The 18,827-nt window shown below is 45.2% G+C and carries 21 protein-coding genes; 13 read left to right on the forward strand and 8 right to left on the reverse strand.

Annotation, left to right across the window (positions count from 1 at the left end; all coding sequences use genetic code 11):
- Window positions 1-3: 3 nt before the first annotated feature.
- The 3 genes from ABXS70_RS02655 (at window position 4) to ABXS70_RS02665 (ending at window position 3,704) form a co-directional block, all read left to right on the forward strand.
- Entirely contained in the window at window positions 4-1,398 is a 1,395-nt protein-coding gene (locus ABXS70_RS02655) for a GldG family protein (RefSeq protein WP_366293660.1), read from the forward strand.
- A complete protein-coding gene (locus tag ABXS70_RS02660; protein WP_366293663.1) occupies window positions 1,395-2,444 on the forward strand; it encodes a DUF4340 domain-containing protein in 1,050 nt (349 codons plus the stop codon). The genes ABXS70_RS02655 and ABXS70_RS02660 overlap by 4 nt, the downstream gene beginning before the upstream one ends.
- Before the next feature lie 243 nt (window positions 2,445-2,687).
- Window positions 2,688-3,704, forward strand: a complete 1,017-nt coding sequence (locus tag ABXS70_RS02665; protein WP_342552586.1) for a YhcN/YlaJ family sporulation lipoprotein — start codon at window positions 2,688-2,690, stop codon at window positions 3,702-3,704.
- Between the two features lie 108 nt (window positions 3,705-3,812).
- Here ABXS70_RS02665 and ABXS70_RS02670 read toward each other — a convergent pair whose 3' ends face one another.
- Window positions 3,813-4,307: a methyl-accepting chemotaxis protein gene (locus ABXS70_RS02670; protein WP_366293666.1), complete on the reverse strand. Its 495-nt coding sequence runs from the start codon at window positions 4,305-4,307 to the stop codon at window positions 3,813-3,815.
- A 204-nt stretch (window positions 4,308-4,511) separates the two neighbouring features.
- Window positions 4,512-4,640, reverse strand: a complete 129-nt coding sequence (locus ABXS70_RS02675) for a hypothetical protein (RefSeq protein ID WP_366293669.1) — start codon at window positions 4,638-4,640, stop codon at window positions 4,512-4,514.
- Window positions 4,641-4,859: 219 nt separating this feature from the next.
- Between ABXS70_RS02675 and ABXS70_RS02680 the strand changes: the two genes are divergently transcribed.
- From ABXS70_RS02680 to ABXS70_RS02695, 4 genes are all read left to right on the forward strand, one after another.
- A complete protein-coding gene (locus tag ABXS70_RS02680; protein WP_090919235.1) occupies window positions 4,860-5,087 on the forward strand; it encodes a helix-turn-helix transcriptional regulator in 228 nt (75 codons plus the stop codon).
- Window positions 5,088-5,339: 252 nt separating this feature from the next.
- Window positions 5,340-5,948, forward strand: coding sequence for a type IV toxin-antitoxin system AbiEi family antitoxin domain-containing protein (locus ABXS70_RS02685; RefSeq protein WP_342552584.1), 609 nt, complete (start codon window positions 5,340-5,342; stop codon window positions 5,946-5,948).
- Window positions 5,948-6,397 carry a nucleotidyl transferase AbiEii/AbiGii toxin family protein gene (locus ABXS70_RS02690; protein WP_366293673.1) on the forward strand — a complete coding sequence of 150 codons (450 nt, stop codon included), beginning with the start codon at window positions 5,948-5,950 and terminating at the stop codon, window positions 6,395-6,397. The genes ABXS70_RS02685 and ABXS70_RS02690 overlap by 1 nt, the downstream gene beginning before the upstream one ends.
- Window positions 6,397-6,492 (forward strand): hypothetical protein, encoded by a 96-nt coding sequence (locus ABXS70_RS02695; protein ID WP_366296513.1) that lies wholly within the window; start codon window positions 6,397-6,399, stop codon window positions 6,490-6,492. Before ABXS70_RS02690 ends, ABXS70_RS02695 begins: the two co-directional genes overlap by 1 nt.
- Before the next feature lie 528 nt (window positions 6,493-7,020).
- Here the strand turns inward: ABXS70_RS02695 and ABXS70_RS02700 are convergent.
- The gene (locus ABXS70_RS02700; RefSeq protein ID WP_366293676.1) at window positions 7,021-7,476 is read right to left on the reverse strand and encodes a hypothetical protein; all 456 of its coding nucleotides are present in this window, start codon (window positions 7,474-7,476) and stop codon (window positions 7,021-7,023) included.
- Window positions 7,477-8,108: 632 nt separating this feature from the next.
- Between ABXS70_RS02700 and ABXS70_RS02705 the strand changes: the two genes are divergently transcribed.
- Window positions 8,109-8,258 (forward strand): hypothetical protein, encoded by a 150-nt coding sequence (locus tag ABXS70_RS02705; RefSeq protein ID WP_366293679.1) that lies wholly within the window; start codon window positions 8,109-8,111, stop codon window positions 8,256-8,258.
- 59 nt (window positions 8,259-8,317) lie between these two features.
- On the opposite strand, the gene ABXS70_RS02710 is transcribed toward ABXS70_RS02705, so the two are convergent.
- Together ABXS70_RS02710 and ABXS70_RS02715 are read right to left on the reverse strand one after the other, a co-directional pair.
- Complete coding sequence (locus ABXS70_RS02710) at window positions 8,318-8,560, reverse strand: hypothetical protein (RefSeq protein WP_366293682.1); 243 nt, start codon at window positions 8,558-8,560, stop codon at window positions 8,318-8,320.
- 12 nt (window positions 8,561-8,572) lie between these two features.
- The gene (locus tag ABXS70_RS02715; RefSeq protein WP_366293685.1) at window positions 8,573-8,920 is read right to left on the reverse strand and encodes a hypothetical protein; all 348 of its coding nucleotides are present in this window, start codon (window positions 8,918-8,920) and stop codon (window positions 8,573-8,575) included.
- Between the two features lie 298 nt (window positions 8,921-9,218).
- On the opposite strand from ABXS70_RS02715, the gene ABXS70_RS02720 reads away from it, so the two are divergent.
- From ABXS70_RS02720 to ABXS70_RS02740, 5 genes are all read left to right on the forward strand, one after another.
- Window positions 9,219-10,082: a MurR/RpiR family transcriptional regulator gene (locus tag ABXS70_RS02720; protein ID WP_342552578.1), complete on the forward strand. Its 864-nt coding sequence runs from the start codon at window positions 9,219-9,221 to the stop codon at window positions 10,080-10,082.
- A 3-nt stretch (window positions 10,083-10,085) separates the two neighbouring features.
- Window positions 10,086-10,814: a glucosamine-6-phosphate deaminase gene (nagB, locus tag ABXS70_RS02725; RefSeq protein ID WP_342552577.1), complete on the forward strand. Its 729-nt coding sequence runs from the start codon at window positions 10,086-10,088 to the stop codon at window positions 10,812-10,814.
- A complete protein-coding gene (gene nagA, locus ABXS70_RS02730) occupies window positions 10,811-12,055 on the forward strand; it encodes an N-acetylglucosamine-6-phosphate deacetylase (RefSeq protein ID WP_342552576.1) in 1,245 nt (414 codons plus the stop codon). The genes nagB and nagA overlap by 4 nt, the downstream gene beginning before the upstream one ends.
- A gap of 117 nt (window positions 12,056-12,172) precedes the next feature.
- Complete coding sequence (locus ABXS70_RS02735; RefSeq protein WP_342552575.1) at window positions 12,173-12,544, forward strand: hypothetical protein; 372 nt, start codon at window positions 12,173-12,175, stop codon at window positions 12,542-12,544.
- Window positions 12,545-12,834: 290 nt separating this feature from the next.
- Window positions 12,835-13,218, forward strand: coding sequence for a hypothetical protein (locus ABXS70_RS02740; RefSeq protein WP_366293691.1), 384 nt, complete (start codon window positions 12,835-12,837; stop codon window positions 13,216-13,218).
- Window positions 13,219-14,207: 989 nt separating this feature from the next.
- On the opposite strand, the gene ABXS70_RS02745 is transcribed toward ABXS70_RS02740, so the two are convergent.
- The 3 genes from ABXS70_RS02745 to ABXS70_RS02755 form a co-directional block, all read right to left on the reverse strand.
- Complete coding sequence (locus tag ABXS70_RS02745; RefSeq protein WP_366293694.1) at window positions 14,208-15,785, reverse strand: oleate hydratase; 1,578 nt, start codon at window positions 15,783-15,785, stop codon at window positions 14,208-14,210.
- A gap of 338 nt (window positions 15,786-16,123) precedes the next feature.
- Entirely contained in the window at window positions 16,124-16,699 is a 576-nt protein-coding gene (locus ABXS70_RS02750; protein ID WP_342552572.1) for a TetR-like C-terminal domain-containing protein, read from the reverse strand.
- 686 nt (window positions 16,700-17,385) lie between these two features.
- The gene (locus tag ABXS70_RS02755; RefSeq protein WP_366293697.1) at window positions 17,386-18,744 is read right to left on the reverse strand and encodes a dipeptidase; all 1,359 of its coding nucleotides are present in this window, start codon (window positions 18,742-18,744) and stop codon (window positions 17,386-17,388) included.
- Window positions 18,745-18,827 lie beyond the last annotated feature (83 nt).

Raw genomic sequence — 18,827 nt, forward strand, 5'->3', positions numbered from 1 at the left:
AAGATGAAAAAGTGGTTAAGTCATACCAACAGTACCGTATTGTCTGTCGCGGTGATTGGCATCTTTATTTTGCTGACCCTGTTTCTGAATTCACTTGGTGGTTTCCAGCTCGATCTGACCTCCAATAAGCAGTACACGTTATCAGACCAGTCCTTGACAGCAATTAAAAATATAAAAGATGATGTTAATATTCTTGTATTAACGGTTGAAAATGCAAATAATACCGTCCTGAATCGTGAAGTGTCAGATATGGTTCAGGAATATACCAAACGCAGCAGCAAGCTCAAAATGAAAAAGTACAACTTGACGCAAGAACCTGCGCTTGCCTCTAAATACGGGATTACAGGCAGTTCGATTGTATTGGAACAGGGAGACCGGCATAAAGTCATCGACACGGCCAGCCTGTTCACGGCGAACGGGGATGGGAATGATGGATCTTATCAGTTTACAGGTGAAGAGAAATTGACACAGGCACTGATGAACCTGTCTTCTACAGAAACAAAAAAAATGGTGTTCCTCACTGGACACGAAGAGCTGAGTCTGAGTCAGATGGGCATGCTGCGATCTTCGCTGGAACAGAATAATATCTCCACCGAAGAGCTGCAGCTGAACCAGGCTGGCAAGGTTCCTGAAGATGCCGATGTGCTTGCGATTATTGGGCCACAACGGGATCTGAGCGATGCAGAGCTTAAGGCGGTGCGAGCTTACATGAGCAGCGGAGGTAAGCTGTTAATATCCCTCGGTTTTGCAGAAAATATGAAATCCAGCTGGAAAAATATCGATGCATTGATCGCAGACTATGGCGTGGTGGATGAGCATGCTGTTATGGTGGATAACAAACAAGCCAGCACCATGGGACCGCTGTGGGTTGTTCCAGAGTATGGCAGTCATGCGATCACAGACAAGCTTGCTCAAAGCAAGCTGTATCCAATGCTCTCCTTGTCGATTGCCCTGACAAGCAAAGAGCAGGATAAATATAAGTTATCCCCGCTCATGCATTCCTCCAATGATAGTTACGGAGAGACGGATATTAACGGTCTGCTGCAGAATGAAACGAACAATGACAAGGATGCAGACATCCAAGGCCCTGTTGATCTTGGCTATGCTGCAGATACGAAGGATGGCAAACCGAAAGCAGTCATTCTGGGATCGTCCATTTTCATGCAGGATTCGGAAATTGCGAGTGGCGGCAATCGGGACTTTATTCTGAATACAGTCAATTATTTGAGTGAAAAAGAAGACGGTTTGACCATACGCCCGCGCATACAGGCAGGTTATGAAATCGCCTATCTGAATGGTCAGCAGGCCAGAACGATATTTTTCACGGCCATTGTGGCATTCCCGCTTGTCTTTGTGATTATCGGGGTCATCTTATGGTGGAGGCGCAGACGTGTATGAAAAAATTAATACCAACGATTGTGGTCGTTGTTATCTTGATCGCAGGCTGGGTGTATGCCGCCAATCAGAATTATTTTCGGGAAGAAGAGGCGCTAAAGACCAAGCTCCTCGATATTTCATCAGCGGATATTCAGGCGATCACACTGCATGAGGGTGCTGGAGGCAAGTCGGAAGCAGATGCTGTGTCGACGGTCGAATTAAAGGATGGTGCATGGCATATGTCTACGCCGAAGGACTATCCGTTGAATCAATATAGCGTAGGGAGCTGGCTCGATGCGCTGAGCAGTGCCGATCAGGAAATGGTAGTTGAAGAGTCGCCAAAGAATGTGGAGAAATACGGCTTAGGCAGTACGGCCACACGTCTGGATATGCAGTTGAAGACCGGGCGGAAAATCAAACTTGCCATCGGCAGCCAGCTTCCTGCAGGTGATGCACATTATGTACAGGTTGATTCAGGAGCGGTGGTTGCTGTAAATAATGAAGCTGTGACCAATATTGCTCTCACACGTCACGGATTGCTGGATACCACCCCGTTCAATATGGATGAGTCCGCTATTCACACTCTTGAATGGGAAGGTGAAGCAGCGAGCTGGATGCTGAGGGCTTCATCAGAAGGAGATACCGCATCCGAACACGCATGGACGTTAAATGGCAAGTCGATTAAGGCAGAAGATGCAATCTCACTTATTGATAAAATCAAAAACCTCACAACTGCCGAAGACGTTCGCAAAGCGTCCGATTTAAAAGGCGCTATCCCTCGTTCCACACTGTCTGTTGAACAGCAGGTAAACGGGCAGGAGACGACCACGGTGTATCGACTGCTGATCATTCCATCGGAGCCGGATACCATCTGGGTGATCACCCCGGATGGAGGGTGGGCTTACGCGATGGACGCAGCCAGTCTGAAAGAAACAGAAAAGTTTGCGGAAACGCTCAAAACTTCCACTGCATCTGCAAAGTCTCCAGAATCCGCGAAATCCGGAGCGCCTGACCAAACAGCCAAACCTGATAAAGCTTCAACGTCCCAGACATCTTCCAAGAGCTAAGAAAGTAGAAAAGTAAGTAAGTAAGTAAGTAAGTAAGTAAGTAAGTCAAGAACAGCAGTGCTGCTATAAATGCAGTACTGCTGTTTTTTTGGCCCGGTAAAGAGCGTTGATTCGAATTCCATAAATCGTAAAAGCTGGCCATTTGGTAAGTCAAAGTGCCATATCCTTTCAGCATATCGATTACAGCAGACGCGCATCCTATCTATGTGAACCAAACCAAACACATTGGAGGATGAACATTACATGCCAACAGTCAAAAAGGCAACAGCGATTACGTTATCATTATCTACTGCAATTTTTGTAATGGCCGGCTTGACGGGTTGTGGAAATCGCGACAATAACATGCATACGCAAAGTGTTCGTGAACAGGCACATGGCATCAATCGATACGGCGTTGAAACCAATGGCATGGACGGCATTCGTGCAAGAAGTTACCGGATGCACAATGTCACAGACCTGAGATCCAGTGATGAACTGGCAAAACGCATTACTGAAATGAAGGAAGTCGAGTCCGCTCACGTCATGTTAACGGACCGTAATGCCTATGTTGCTGTGCGTCTGGCTAATGGACATGCGGGTAAGCTGGGCAGTAAATCAGCAGGACAACCGAGCAGCCGTCTAAATGGCACCATGCGTAATTATGCCAGTGATACAATGCGTGGTGGCTTGATGAATGAGGATATGGGCGGGATGCGCGTTCATGGAGGATCGGGCACGAATTCCCCATACAGTACAAGCGGAATCGCTCCGGGGCTTAATACGGGTACAGCAACCGACCGCAGCCATATGGGCAATGACCGCGGCCTTTACGGCACGATGGGCACGGGAACAATCGGTATGATGCGCGGCTTGACGGATAGCGGCAAAGCCCGTCCGATGAACGAAACTCAGTATGGCACAAGAAGTGAACGCCCGCGTATGATGGACAGTTCAGATGATAATACACCTGAAGAGATCAAAGGCAAAATCTCAGCTAAAATCAAGCAGTTTGCGCCAAATGTGGAGAACGTATATGTGTCGGCTAACCCGGATTTCGTAGGTCAGGTTGAGAACTATGCAGCGGATCTGCGCAGCGGCAAACCGGTCAGCGGCATGATCGATTCATTCCAGTCGATGGTAGAGCGCATTTTCCCGACGAACGCTGGCGATACCCATCACCGGGACGGTATCCTGGGTGATGGCGTCATGAATCGCAACCACGATGGTTTAATGAATCGCAACCATAATGATGGCGGCATGATGAAACGTATGACTCGGTAAAACAGTGAAATGAACAAGTGTGCCTTTTGCGGAGGGTTGTCCCCAATGCAAGGGCATATTTGTTTTCTACAAAGTACATTACTTGGTCAAAATAAACTAAATATCTATTTAAGATTCATGAATACTAATTAATTGCTGCATGAATTGTTTTAACTCTTTCGTCGTTTCGTTCAAGTGGTTGATCGTTTCCATAAATTCGCTGACGAGCTCAGCCTGTTCCTGTGAACTTGCCGTAATTTCGCCAAGGTCGTTATCTAACAATTGGACGGACTGTCTCACCGTCAGTAAGGACTTCTCAATTTCGTTAGTGGCATTTTTGGTATCAACAGACAGTTTGCGAATTTCCTTGGCTACTACCCCAAAACCGGCTCCTGCATCCCCGACACGTGCGGCTTCAATGGCCGCATTAAGGCCCAGCAAGTTCGTCTGCTCGGAGATCTCGCGAATAAATCCAGCAACCTGAGTTACCCCGCCAGAAGTCTGAACCGCTTTTTTCGTATTGCTCAGCATCTCTTCGGAGGTAGCGCTCAGCTCTTCCGAATGAGCTGCAACATGCTGTACACTGTCCACCAGTTGGTTGGTTAGTCCTTCAACGATGTTCAATAGCTGCTGAGCTTTTCCTGGTTTTCCATGCTGTATACGAGGGTAAATACGGCGACTATCTCGTCAGCGACATTTTTGACAGGAATGAAAGCGACATCGAAGGGAACGCCGAATATCTCCTTCGGAAAGTGACTGTATGTCGTTGTCGTGCCGTTTTGTAGATCGGCAAAATTACGATTAGCCTCAGGGAGTGGATCTCCCGTCTTAAATTTCAGATTCTCCTGAAGAGAAGTACAGATATTTCTCTCGATCAATTAGGGATAACGTTACATCTTGCCGGATGGCTGCCCGAAAATAAGGCATGCTTTCAATTAGTGCTTGAATAATATCCATTCATGTGTGGCTCCTTTTATGGAAGGCTGTCAATTTTAATACAAGTTGTTTTATGTATATCGGCTCTCGAGTGAAGAAAATGAATAAAAGAGAATACCCGTTCAACTGCCCATTTTTCTTATAAAACTGAACCAACGCCCTTGATCTGACATAAGATGAGTTGACTGTATCCCCTTAACCTTGTTACACCAACACAACCCGAGCAAGGAGGGGTGAACATTGAAGGGTATCGATCATCATAAAAGCAAATTTTTGTTAACCCACCGTGAACGCGAAGTATTCGAATTACTGGTTCAGGACAAAACAACGCGTGACATCGCAGGGCAGTTATTCATCAGCGAGAAAACGGTGCGTAACCATATCTCCAATGTGATGCAGAAACTCAATGTTAAGGGTCGTTCGCAGGCAGTTGTAGAGCTGATTAAGCTCGGAGAACTGAAGATTTAGCCGCGAATTACAGTTAAACGAGGCAGCACAAAAGCCTTTCTCTATCCTTCGATATGAAGCATGGGGAAAGGCTTTTTTGTTAATGAATGATTGGATTAATAAACCTATATTGTTCCCAACGTAACCTTATTATCTGCTTATACGTCTAAGTGCAGAGTTTTTTGTGAATAAATAAAAGGGAATCATAAAGTAAACTCGAATACCTTTTTAAGAAGATAAAATCTTCTAGCAATTATGAATGGCGGTGAATGCATGAATGAGCAGATCAAAGCTGAGGCAAGGCACGTGCTGGCGGAGCATCATGGGATTGCTCGAACAAAGGATTTTATCAAAGCGGGTGTATCTCCATATCACATAAAAAAGTTGGAATTCATTGGTGAGATTGAACGAATAAAGCAAGGGCTTTACCGACAATCAGGGCTAATACAGGAAGCGCCCAATGAAATGGTTGAAGTGTCAAAGCTGGTCCCTAAAGGAGTGATTTGTCTTCTCTCTGCACTTTCCTACTACGAGCTGACAACCTACAATCCTTGGGAGTACCGAATCGCTATTCATCGCGGCAGTAAAAAGCCAAAACTTCCAGACTATCCTCCTATTAAAATAATCTATCTGGCAGATGCTCAATACAGCATTGGAATCGATGAAGTAGATATCGATGGCTCGGTAGTTAGAATTTATGATCGTGAAAAAACGATTTGTGATATGGTGAGATATCGAGAGAAGCTTGGAATGGATTTGATGAAGGAAGGGTTGAGGAATTACCTTAAATCATCTAATAAAAACATAACCAAGCTTGTTTCATATGCTGATAAGCTGAGGATTCAAACGGTTTTGCAAAAGTATCTGGAGGTATTAATCTGATGAGTGAGATTAAAAACATTCCCGCTTCTGTTTCAGAACGCTTGAAGAATATAGCCAAAGAATCAGGAAAGGCTTTTGATACGCTGCTGCTTTTATATTTTCAGGAGCGGTTCTTATACCGTTTATCCATCTCTGATTTCAGAGATAAGTTCATTTTAAAGGGGGGACTATTTTTATTTTCGCAAACGCAGTTCAAAGCGCGTCCAACCAAAGATGTTGATTTTCTCGCCAGACAGATTGCTAATGAATTGGAATTATTAAGAGAGTCATTCATTGCAATTTGCTCCATTAGCGTACCCTCAGATGGCGTTTTTTTTCAGTTGGATAAAATGACAACAGAGAGAATTAAAGAAGATGCAGATTATGAAGGTGTGAGAATTAAGGTAACAGCACTTCTAGGGCGTATGAGAAAGAGATCTTGCAGTTTGATATCGGATTTGGTGATGTAGTGATTCCGAAGCCACAGCTTATCGACTATCCTGTTCTGCTGGATATGGAAACACCTCAAGTACAAGCCTACTCAAAAGAATCTATCATTTCCTAAAAATTTCCATTCTATTATGTCTTTGGTGATAAGTCTGGCAAAGGTCAGTGTCCCAACGATGACTCCAATCTTCCCCCAGATATCCATATGTATCACCCCCTTACATATATAATTATATCATGTGCGTTAACGCATGTGCAGATGTTTAATACCCACATGGGGTATATTCAAACCTGAATTTTGCTTATTATTTCCAGATGTTGCTACAGCACATCTAGCCATACCGCAATGTTGGATTTAGTGAAGATACATGCTGAAACGCTACCCTGATCATAGGATATGATGGGGGGATTGAAATCCAAAAAGTTGACTTTCTACAGAATATAGCCGTAGTACTCCTACTCCTACACGATGATTGAAATTTGAATGATTGAATGCTCGCTGGTCACAATGCCACCATCAACACAAATAACCCTCTATAAGTAGGAGGGGGTAGTTTGGCATTCAATTATTATGTTTTCTGAGTCTGCTATATGAAATGGAAAGAGGATACTTCATAAGAAATATCCCCCTAGATGTATAATTACATTAGAATTGTCTTGCTGAAATAGACATTTCGATTTTATGTCCCGTCTTGCTGTATACATAAATTTTATAACTAGTGGTCACACCAACATAAAAAGAGATTGTTTTTTGAGCCCCTTTTTTTACGGAAACTTCAAGAGGGTCATCACCGCCATTTACAAAAACCTTTACCCAAAGGTCATCTGAACTTGTATTCTTGATCCAAAGGTTTCCATCACTTCCGTTACCGGGGTCCATTGAAAAGGACTTCTCATATGCATTGTAACTGCTGTAATTCTCAGGTCTAATAAGTTGAACATCAAAAGGAGTAATAATCGGATCATCAGAGTTCTCCACAGTGATCGGAGGGTTGGTATAAGTATCCTTTACTCTTTCTTCTAATGCACCAGCACTAGCTGAATTTGCAGTTAATAATACAGACAAAGCTACACCAACACCTAAAATTTTATTGAATGCCAATGTAATTCCTCCTCTATGGCGAGTAGTATGTAATTGTGCTCGAATTACTTACATAATTGTATTACTAAAAAATGGAATGGTATATAGGACTAAAGTGTAAATATTAATTAATAACATATATGAAAAATATAAAGAAAGCATTGAACAGTCCTAACTAGGAGAATGTAATAAATTAAGTAAATATTATAGAATTTTTAACATTTTTTTGGTGTTACTAGATAAAAAAAAGACAAATCGCAAGTTTTGGAGATAAATATTTTTCAATAGTGCTTTCGACATATTTCTACCTTATTATACCATAAAATTTAAATTAAAGAACTAAAGGATTGTCCCACAAAGTAAACCAAATGACAGACACAACGTAAGTTGTGGATGAAGGTGAACGTCAGCCATGGAGTGAAACTGAATATGGAATGGATTGGATTTCGTAGGTTTTCTAAGTATGTATTTTCTATGATTCTGTGTTCAGTTACCCATCCGTACTCTGTTATGTATTTCAGGCAAGTCTTTTCTAATTGTTCGCATACGTGCTCATTTAATCTAGATAATTGCTCATTCTTCCTCATGGGGAATATGCGGTTTGCTTCTTCTTCTGCTAACCTTTTCAATAACATTAGGTAGGCTGTAGTTTTTTGTGTGTTTCAAACTACATTATGAATGTGATGCAGAAACTCAATGTTAAGGGTCGTTCGCAGGCAGTTGTAGAGCTGATTAAGCTCGGAGAACTGAAGATTTGGCCGCGAATTACAGTTAAACGAGGCAGCACAAAAGCCTATCTCTAGCCTTCGGTATGAAGCATGGGGAAAGGCTTTTTTGTGGAATGACTTCATTGTATGTTTTATTATGTGCAGCAGACGACAACTTTTTTATCGTATTTCCTTTTAATCAGTAATCGCCCGCGTTCATCAATGAGATACGGAATATCATTCTTCTCTAATGTTTGAGTTACGTATTCAGAATTGTTCTCCATGAAAACATAATATTCATTTTGTCTTTGATTATAATCTATATAAGTTGGAAGCATCCCCACAATAGCGACTACAATGGATGCAGACATCCAAATCCATCTCTTCTTCACTTTCATCAAACCTCCCCTTTACAATTTATGCTTCTTTATAAACCCTATCCATCTTTTCCTCGAAAATGGTTGATAAAATAACCGCTCCAATTCTTCAAACTGCGCGTCATTTAAATGCAGATACAGCGCCTTTTTAGCGATTTTGGCGGCAGGCTGAGACAAGGTGGTGCGTCCTTCCATTTTACGCCTGATCGGCACCTGAAATTGCAAAAACTCTTCGTAATCTTCCCAACCTTCCCAGCTCAACCGAGCTCCGCGTTTCCAGTCGATAGCGCAAAGCGAATAATAAATGGCTGAAGTGTCATTATGCTTAACTGCTATGATCCACATGCTCGGAACGATTTTGCTGCGCTGTCTACGATTCATGAGAAATACCCCTTTATTAATGAATACAGCACGTCAATGTGAGATGTCCTATGAGATGGATGTGCCGTGCACCATTTCATACGATTAACTTTAGCAAATTGTGAGAAAACTTCAAACCAATTGTAACGGATTTCAGCTGGTTTTCTCCGCGCTGCTCACAGCACCAGTTCAAGGGAAAATCCTCTTGCTTTGCCAGATCAACTTGATTAGAATGAAGATATAAAAATAATTTTCGTTATATTTATATAAAAAATAAAAATAATTTTCATAATAAAAGTCAAATAACAAGGAGGTGCCTATGGCGGCTATATTACATGCTTTACAGCAGGAATTAAACAATCTGCCATCACAGGAGCGGCGGATCGCCGAGATTATTTTACAATCGCCGTCGGATGTACCGGGCATGACGATTAATAAATTGGCTGAGCAGAGCGGGACAAGCGCGGCGACGGTAACCCGTTTTTGCAAATCATTTCACTTCAAAGGTTTTCCTGATCTCAAAATGAAGCTTGCTTCTGAGCTGTCGCACACGCCGAATGAAACAGCATATCAGGATATCGTTGCAGGCAACTCATTATCTAAAATTGTGGCGGCCATTGAAGCGAACCATCTTGCCTCTATCGCTGACACTACACGTTTACTGGACCTGGGCAGACTGGAACAAGCGGTGCAGCTCTTGTGCCAGGCCCGTCGTATTGACCTTTACGGGGTGGCCACGTCGTCTATTGTGACACAGGATTTTTACCAAAAGCTTGTGCGGATCGGCAAAAGCTGTACCGCCTTTTCCGATTCCCATATGCAGATTACATCCGCGTCCTCGCTGGGGCCAGGAGATGTGGCGATGGCCGTATCCTACTCAGGTGAAACCCCGGAGACAATTGACGCGCTGACTTGTGCCAAACAGGCTGGGGCTGCTGCTATCTCGCTGACGTCATACGGCAGCAGCTCACTCGCTGCAGTGTCCGATATTCCACTCTTCACCTCTTCTCTCGAAGAAGGAATGCGGCGCGGGGATATGGCTTCACGCATTGCGCTGCTGCATGTGATCGATATTTTGTTCACGGGCATGGTGAGTGCGGATTTTGATCAATTTATACCTAAACTTGAGCAGTCGTATCACAATGTGCAGTCCTATCGTTTCCATCACACCGGAGGTGCTTGACAGATGAATATTCGTATTTTTGAAAATGAAGAAGATTTGAACGCGACAGGTGCAGGCTTGATCGCCAGCTTGCTGCAGACGAAACCTCGTGCCGTTCTCGGACTTGCAACAGGAAGTTCACCTGTAGGAATTTATAAGCAGTTAATTGCAATGTATCAGAAGGGATTGGTGAGTTTCGCACAGGCATCGTCCTTTAATCTGGATGAATATGTAGGTCTGCCTACCGGGCATCGGGAAAGCTACCGCAGTTTTATGAATGAGCAGCTGTTTAATCATATCGACATGGATCTATCCCGCACGAATGTACCGAATGGTGAGGCAGCGGATCTAGCCGCAGAATGTGCCGGTTACGAGCAGCGTCTGGAGGAGCGGGGGCCGGTCGATCTGCAATTGCTTGGCATTGGGCATAACGGCCATATTGGTTTTAATGAACCTGGAACGGAATTGACGGGCCGCACCCATGTGGTGGACTTGAAGGAAGAGACGAGAAAGGCAAACGCCCGTTTTTTTGACAGCATCGACGAAGTTCCGGCGCAGGCGATTACGATGGGTGTAGGTTCTATTTTAAAAGCAAAACAAATCCTGCTCATCGCCCGTGGCGAAGAGAAAGCGGAAATTATCCGCGAAGCGTTCATGGGTCCAATCACAACGACCTGTCCGGCATCCTTGCTGCAGTGTCATCCGAACGTGGTTGTATTACTGGATCGAGCGGCAGGGAGGCTGGTTAGATGACCGAAACGAATCCTAAAGTCAGCAGCAGTGAGTTGGAAAAGAAGCTGAATTTGCTCCGCGGCAGACTGCTGCTTGCCGATGAATTGCTGGAAGACGGCCTGATCGCCTGGTGCGCTGGGAAAATCGTATATGCCGGCATACCGGAAGGTCTACCTGAACGCATTCGGCGAGAAGCAGGATCACTTCCTGCAAAAGGAACAGGCCTAATTGTACCTGGATTTATTGATATCCATGTACATGGCGGTAACGGAGAAGATTTCATGGATGCCAGTCGCGACGTGCTGGACAAGATTACTTCATTTCACAGTTCACAGGGGACAACAGCGATGCTGGCAACATCCATGACGGCTCCGAAAGAACGGCTGGATCACGTTTTGGCTGAAGTAGACCGCTACCGTTCCGGGGAAATGCCGTATGCACAGCTGGAAGGTGTACATTTAGAGGGGCCTTTTTTCAGTCCGAAGTGGCCTGGTGCACAAAATCCCGATCATATCGTGCTTCCCGATGTCAGCTGGCTGCAGGGATGGGAAAAACAATACCCGGGCCTGATCCGGCAGGTGACGCTGGCACCAGAACGTGAAGGTGCGCTGGAGGTTATTTCTTGGCTGCGAGAACAGCGGATTACAGCAGCCCTTGGTCATACTGATGCAGCTTACGACGATGTACAGCGCGCAGTTGAAGCTGGGCTGCATCATGCTGTACATACGTTTAACGCGATGACACCACTGCATCACCGGGAGCCGGGGACGGCAGGGGCCGTGCTGAGTGATCCGCGCATCAGTGCTGAAGTGATCGCCGATGGCGTACATGTCCATCCTGCGGCCATATCAATCCTTGCTCAATTGAAGCAGGGGAACGATCAGCTTGTGCTGATTACGGATGCGATGTCAGCAGCCGGACTGGATGACGGCGAATACAAAATCGGTGATCTGCCCGTGGTCGTGAAGAACGGCGAGGCACGTTTGAAAGAAGGCGGCGCGCTGGCAGGAAGCACATTGACCATGGTTCGTGGGTTCCGTTATCTTGTGCAGGAAGTCGGACTGAGTCTAATGGCTGCTTCTAGAGCTGCAAGTCTGACGCCTGCACGCCTGCTTGGTATTGATCACCGCACGGGTTCCCTGACACAGGGAAAACAGGCAGATATCGTTTGGCTGAATGAGGAACTGGAGATTGACACGGTGTGGGTGAAGGGCAGAAGAATGGCGAAGCATGCTGAAGGAGCAGACGTAACGACGGGTTGACACCATAATGACGATAGTCGATGGCAGCTGTGGGAGTGTTTGAGGAAATATGCTGGACAATATGTTAAAATAGATCTCAAAAATGAGATCTGCGGATCATTACCGGAGGCATGAAACATGGAACGTGGCACCATGCTTGAACATGATCCGTTCATCCCCGTGCTGGCGGAGAAGCTGCACATTCACGGATATTATGCTTTTTATGGCGAGCATTACAATGAGACGGATATGGAACAGTACCGCAAACATTTGTTCACCACCTTTAACAACATCGTATGGATTGAGCTGGATAGTCGCAAGAAATATATGATTGTGGACCATCGCGGACGCAACACAGTGATGAAGCTGATCGAAGGCATGCTGAACACACGCAGAACGCTGCGAGCCAATCAGGCCATGGCAGGTACCGACACGAGAGACGTGGATCAGGAAATCACCCATTTCTCTAAGCTGGTGCACATGCTGAAATTTACTACGTTTCGTTCATAAGGTTGTGCATGATGAGGATGATGGTTGAAGTCGTTCCTCCTGTTTGTCCCAACCACCTGCGCCGTTCAGAAATGATACAGTACTTTCGGATATACTTTTAAAAGGTCGCCAATGGGCGACTTTTTATGTACATATTTTATATGAACGACTAAAGACTACCTATCAGCTGCCCGAATAGGATTACTTTCAGTTTCGTTCTTTTTATTATATTCTATATATCTTTCTGAAGTTGGATGGATATGTAAAATGTGAAGCGGTAAGGGGTAACGCAATATGGGGAGGTTTTATTAGTGACCAGAGTGATGTCCTGCCTTCTTTTAATTACGATCACATTAATAAGTATAGTGGGCTGTACCACAGAGACCAGCGCCACCCAAGAAATGGCACAAAGTTTAATGGAAGAGGATAAGAATAGTGACCTATTTTTAATCGAGTCTGTTCTCTATAAAAAGCTCAAAACCGTTAACGAAACAGAATTTAAAGCTGTAAATACGATTTTGTATGGAGAAATATCAATGAAGTACAACAAAAATAAAAGCGAAAAGTTCCAGTCAGGCATGGCTTCTGTTTTGTCTTCAGGTACAAAATTATATCGTTCTGTAGAGCATCCGGAGTATGTATATTCCAGCGAAGAAGGTAGATATGCAGTGTATAAGTCTGTGCCTGAGGGTTAATCAGCAGCATCATACACATCATACCTAAGTAACTAATTCTTCTTGCGGCAAACAGCTGAAACAAACAGTGGGCTGAGGGTACCTACCAATGATCTCGATTGCCCTTGCAGAAGCAATCTTTTTTTTAGAGCTGCTCTCATGCTTTATTAATCATTCCGGTTCAAGCACTAACGTCTGTCCTTAAAAGCTCTGACGATTCTGAGAAACCTTATTTACCCGAGTTCAACACCGTTCAAATTTTAACGATCCCCAGATACGCTATTGGGTATAAATCAGTCATTTTGCGATGAAAAAGCTTCCGATTATTCCAAATAAGGTTTGTGCGAATCGTTAGAGCGTGGACGCAGCAGTTTCCATGTCTGGTAACCGAACCAAGTTGATATTCCAGTACTGCTGTTAATTGCTGCTCTAATAGCGACCCAGATTATTGGCTGCTTCCTGTTATGCTGCTGGCGTGGAGGAGGGGGAAAGTGGGGAATACGGTAAGACGCATCCCTCATTCAACCCGATAGATGTCATACGCCAATGTACATGTCCATCCTTCAATTAAAAACTGAGATTCACAGCTTCAATGAGGGACTTCGGTTCAACGTGTACGGTGCCGAGGTCACACCTTAAAAAGAGTCCCTTCAATCCAGATTGACGGGACCTTTTTCAGCGGAACTAATCTTCATTCAGCATTAAACCAGAGTCTTCACACAGATATATCATCCTCGGTTCAGCCCAACATTCATTAACCTAAAATTCGCTAACCGAACATTTACCAACTTATCTACTCTCTAACTTATCAAGTATCTTTCATTAACTCACCTTCACCATCTTCAACCCAGCATATAGTGCATTTCATCAACTCATCTTTACCATACCTACGATCCAGCACCTCTCCAATTCCGCACTTACTTTATCCCAGACCCGGTTCATTGCATTTTACATATTACACACATCAGCCTGGGCACATTTTCATCTTCAATTTAATTGGTCTTCAACTCTTATCTAAACGAAGTCACGAAACTGCTGAACAGCGTTCGCACATCGTATTGATACTGGTGGATCGGCTCCACCGGGCGGTTCATGCCAAGCAGCGTATAGATGGCGATCCGTGCAGCGCGCACAGAATATTCTTCCGTAAACACCACGTCGTCGGGGATCTCACAAAATTGACTGATAAACGCCAGGTTTGTTGAACCTTCGGGCACGACTTTGGGGCGGTCGCTGTTCAGCCGGGGCATAAATTGTGCAGTAATATAAGGCATCATACATGGTATACAATTGGCGGTTGCCATAATCGCCTCCTGATGCTCCTGAAAATGAAGATGCCCGATCAGTTCCTGCATAATCTCTTCACCTGTGCAGTCACACATTCTTTTTTTCACATAGTCACCTACGTTGTCCGGGTACAAGCCATAGCCCCAGAATACGGTAACGTGTTCGGGCTGATTCCGAAAATGGGGCTGGAAGGCGAGCACAACGGACATAAACCAGCTTGAGTCTTTAAATGTAACGAGTGCCCCTGTACCCGCACGGTTGCGTGTGAATTTTTCCATCAGATCAAAGAAAACCGAATCTTGGAAGGTGACGGTGAACGATTCCCATTTGGACTCATCGACGTGATCGTTAAAAGAGGACGGGCTGCCCAGCATCGGTTTTTTCGCCGCAATGTTCTCCCACAGCTTCCAGGAGCTTCCCTTGCCGTTCAGTTTTGGAGCAGCAGTCATAGAACCGAGATCGGCACCTTCCGTCATAGAGCCGTTAGTAACGATAACCAGGTCATCCTCATGAATGTCAATCACTTCCATACCGTTCCGCCGCACATGCATACGATTAACCGTTATACCGTCACCTTCTTTGAAGTCCAGATCTGTGACCGTGCATTTCAGTGTGAAGTCTACGCCGTAAGGCTCCAAATATCGGTGCAGCGGCAGGATTATGGAATCATATTGGTTGTAAGGTGTACGTGTAACCCCCTCCAGGGTTTGAATGCGCGGGAATTCGTGAAAGAAGCGAAGCATGTATCGTTTGAACTCCACTGCACTGTGCCAAGGCTGGAATGCAAAGGTAGTCGCCCACATATACCAGAAGTTCGTTTGGAAAAAGTGTGGTGCAAACCAGTCATTGATTCGCAATTTGCCCAGCGTGTCTTCAGGAGTAATAATGAGTTTGCCCATCGCCAGTCGGTCAGCCATATCAAAACCCATGGATAATACATCTTCCACTTGACCATCGCGGTTAATTAATCTTGCATTGGAGTGTGTGGTGTTGGCATAATCAAATGCTGTAATCTCTTCTCTGACCGACATACCTGGATGATCAATAGAAGGGATGGTCGCGAGCAGTTCCCACAGATTTTCATACGCTTCATCATTAAGCATGCGTCCACCGCGAATGACGTAACCCTGCTCCGGGTTACCTGCTCCATCATTACTGCCCCCGAGAACGGACATTTCTTCAATAATATGAATATTCTCGCCAGGGAAGTCACAGTCTCTGACCAAATAAGCTGCTCCTGCGAGTGATGCAATACCTCCGCCTACAAAATAAACCTGTTTATGACCGTGTTCTTTTTTCACGATGAATCGCCTCCAAAAGATGGTGTATACTTCACATTCCCAATGTAAACCTGCACCGAAAAAGAAGGTATGATCAAAAGAAGACAGCTGTCTGAATTTTGGTCACTTTTGGTAAAATGTCTAGGGCGTTAATCAAGCCAAACAAATCTCATCATCCATCATCCCAATCGAACAGCATGCTCTAAGTGAATGATGAACCCGTTCATGACAAAGAAGCCGCACCTCCTTAACAGGAGGGCTGCTTGTCTATTTACGACTGCGAATATGATTCATTGTTTTATTACTGTTTGTTTTGTCCGTTCTGATCCTCCGTCCAGTTCTCCGTCTTCATATCTGTGCTAGAGCCCGTACTTAAGTTCATACTTATGCAGTGCCCTGAGCACATTTCCTTCAATCAATTCACTCAGCTTGGCGATGATCCGTTGTGGCGGCTCTTTCAGCCCATCTCTCATCCATTGAATAAGCAGACCTGTGAAAGCCAGTGTGTAGAAATTGGCAGCAAACTCTTTGTCCTCTCCGGTAACCTTGATCCCGCAAGCCAGTTCATCAATTACACCCATAATCAGATCATGGGTAACTTGATAGAGATAACCATCCAGATGAGAACGTCCAAGGGATTCGAGCGTATTGCAGCAGAAGGCTTTATTATTTTCGATGTAACAAAAGATTTTGTAGAAGCCCTCTGTCCATGTATCATAGCTGCGGTACGCATGGATGCTTTCCACCGCTTCCGTTTCGTAAATCCATCCGAGCAGGGCATAAATGTCCTGAAAATGATAATAAAAAGTTTGCCGGTTAACGCCGCAGTCTTCCACCAGATGTTTTACCGTTATTTTGTTCAGCGGTGTATGTTCCATTAGACTTTTAAGCGAATGAGCGAGTGCAGTTTTGGTCAGATGAGAAGCAGACATCATAGTTCACCTCATCATTCAGATTCAGCTTGCAGGAGAATATTACCATATTATACCTAAAAGTAAAATTAGATTGATCACTGCATTTGTATCCATACGAAAAAACGATGGCCCTGCAGGCCACCGCTCTCTCATCGTTATATGTGGTTCGAAATCCGGGCAATAACAGCGATCGAAAGAACGATTCGCCAACGGAACGACCACCCAGCGCCCCGATGTCTTCTTATGTTTCCAGCTGCTCCCCCTAAAAGTGAGGCTTAATTTTTAAAAGGGACAGATAGGAAGGCGCAGACGTAGTGGAGGAGGCGAAATCGATTCTGGAGAAGCGAAGCGCTCGCCTTTATTGCCGGATTTCACCCATGGAAGAAGAGAATCCAAGAAATCCGGGCAATAACAGCGATCGAAAGAACGATTCGCTAACGGAACGGCCCACCCAGCGCCCCCGATGTCTTCTTATGTTTCCAGCTGCTCCCCCTAAAAGCGAGGCTTGATTTTTAAAAGGGACAGATAGGAAGGCGCAGACGTAGTGGAGGAGGCGAAATCGATTCTGGAGAAGCGAAGCGCTCGCCTTTATTGCCGGATTTCACCCATGGAAGAAGAGAATCCAAGAAATCCGGGCAATAACAGCGATCGAAAGAACGATTCGCCAACGGAACGACCACCCAGCGCCCCCACATCCGTTTTAACCGTTAAGCCAGACTTTTCATAAACTCTACGACGGTCAGCAATCCTTTATCAAAGTTCTCCAGATTGAAGTGTTCATTCGGTGCATGCAGATTTTCGTCCGGCAGACCAAAGCCCATCATTACGGCAGGTACGCCAAGCACACGGGAAAGCTTCTCTACAATCGGAATTGAACCGCCATCCTTAGTGAAAAGGGCACGAACGCCGTAAACTTTTGCATACGCGTCTGCAGCTTTTTGCAGGATAGGATCTGACGGATCGGTATTGAACGCAAAAGCTTTCTCAATCTGTTTGATCTGCAAAGTCGCTCCTGGTTGTACATGAGCACGCAGGTGAGCTTCAATCGAATCAAGCACTTGCTGCGGATCTTGATCAGCGACAAGACGGCAGGTGATTTTAGCGTGTGCTTCTTTTGGAATAACCGTTTTACTGCCTTCGCCTTGGAATCCGCCCCATACACCGTTCAGTTCAAGTGTCGGACGTGCGCCTACACGCTCTACAAAGGAGTAACCTTCCTCGCCATACAGCTGCTCCAGTCCAAGGTCTTGACGAAGCTGTTCTTCGTTGAATCCCTGCTTCACGAATTCTTCTCTCATCTCAGGGGACAGCGGCAGCACACCATCATAGAATCCATCCACGCTCACGCGGCCCTGCTCATCATGAAGGGAGGCCAGCAGCGATACGAGGGCATGGAGTGCATTCGGTACACCACCCCCGAAGGAACCGGAGTGCAGGTCGGTGTTAGCAGTGAACAGGTCCACATGCATGGAGCACAGACCGCGCAGGCCTGTGGAAATGGCAGGCTTTCCTTTTTCCAAAAGGGACGTATCCGAGATCAGCACCATGTCTGCACGCAGTTTGTCCGTATTGTCATTCAAATAAATGGGCAGGTTCGGGCTGGAGATTTCCTCTTCGCCCTCAATGCAGAATTTCACGTTGATCGGAAGCTCTTTGTTCTCAGCAAGCAGGGCTTCAACGGCTTTGATATGTATAAAAATTTGTCCTTTATCATCCGTTGCGCCCCGGGCATACAGCTTGCCGTCACGAATGGTAGGTTCGAAAGGAGGGGTCTCCCACAGGTGAAGCGGATCAACCGGCTGTACGTCATAGTGTCCATAGATCAGAGCGGTTGGTTTACCTGGAGCATGCAGATGATCTGCATAGACAATCGGATGTCCCGCCGTCTGAATAATCTCGACATGTTCCATACCAGCACGTGTAAGAGCATCGGCTGCCCATCGTGCGGCACGTTGGATATCTTCTTTATGCTCAGAAATGGCAGAAATACTTGGAATGGATAACCATTCATTCAGTTCTGCCAGATGTTTGTCCCGGTTTTGCTCAAAATAGGTTTGTTCTTTCATTGAAAAATGCCTCCTTCAAATCTGCTTTCAATCTATTGTAATCCATTTTGTCATGTTAATAAAACATGGGTTAAAAAATGCTG

Source organism: Paenibacillus sp. AN1007, assembly GCF_040702995.1.
In the GTDB taxonomy this organism is placed as follows: domain Bacteria; phylum Bacillota; class Bacilli; order Paenibacillales; family Paenibacillaceae; genus Paenibacillus.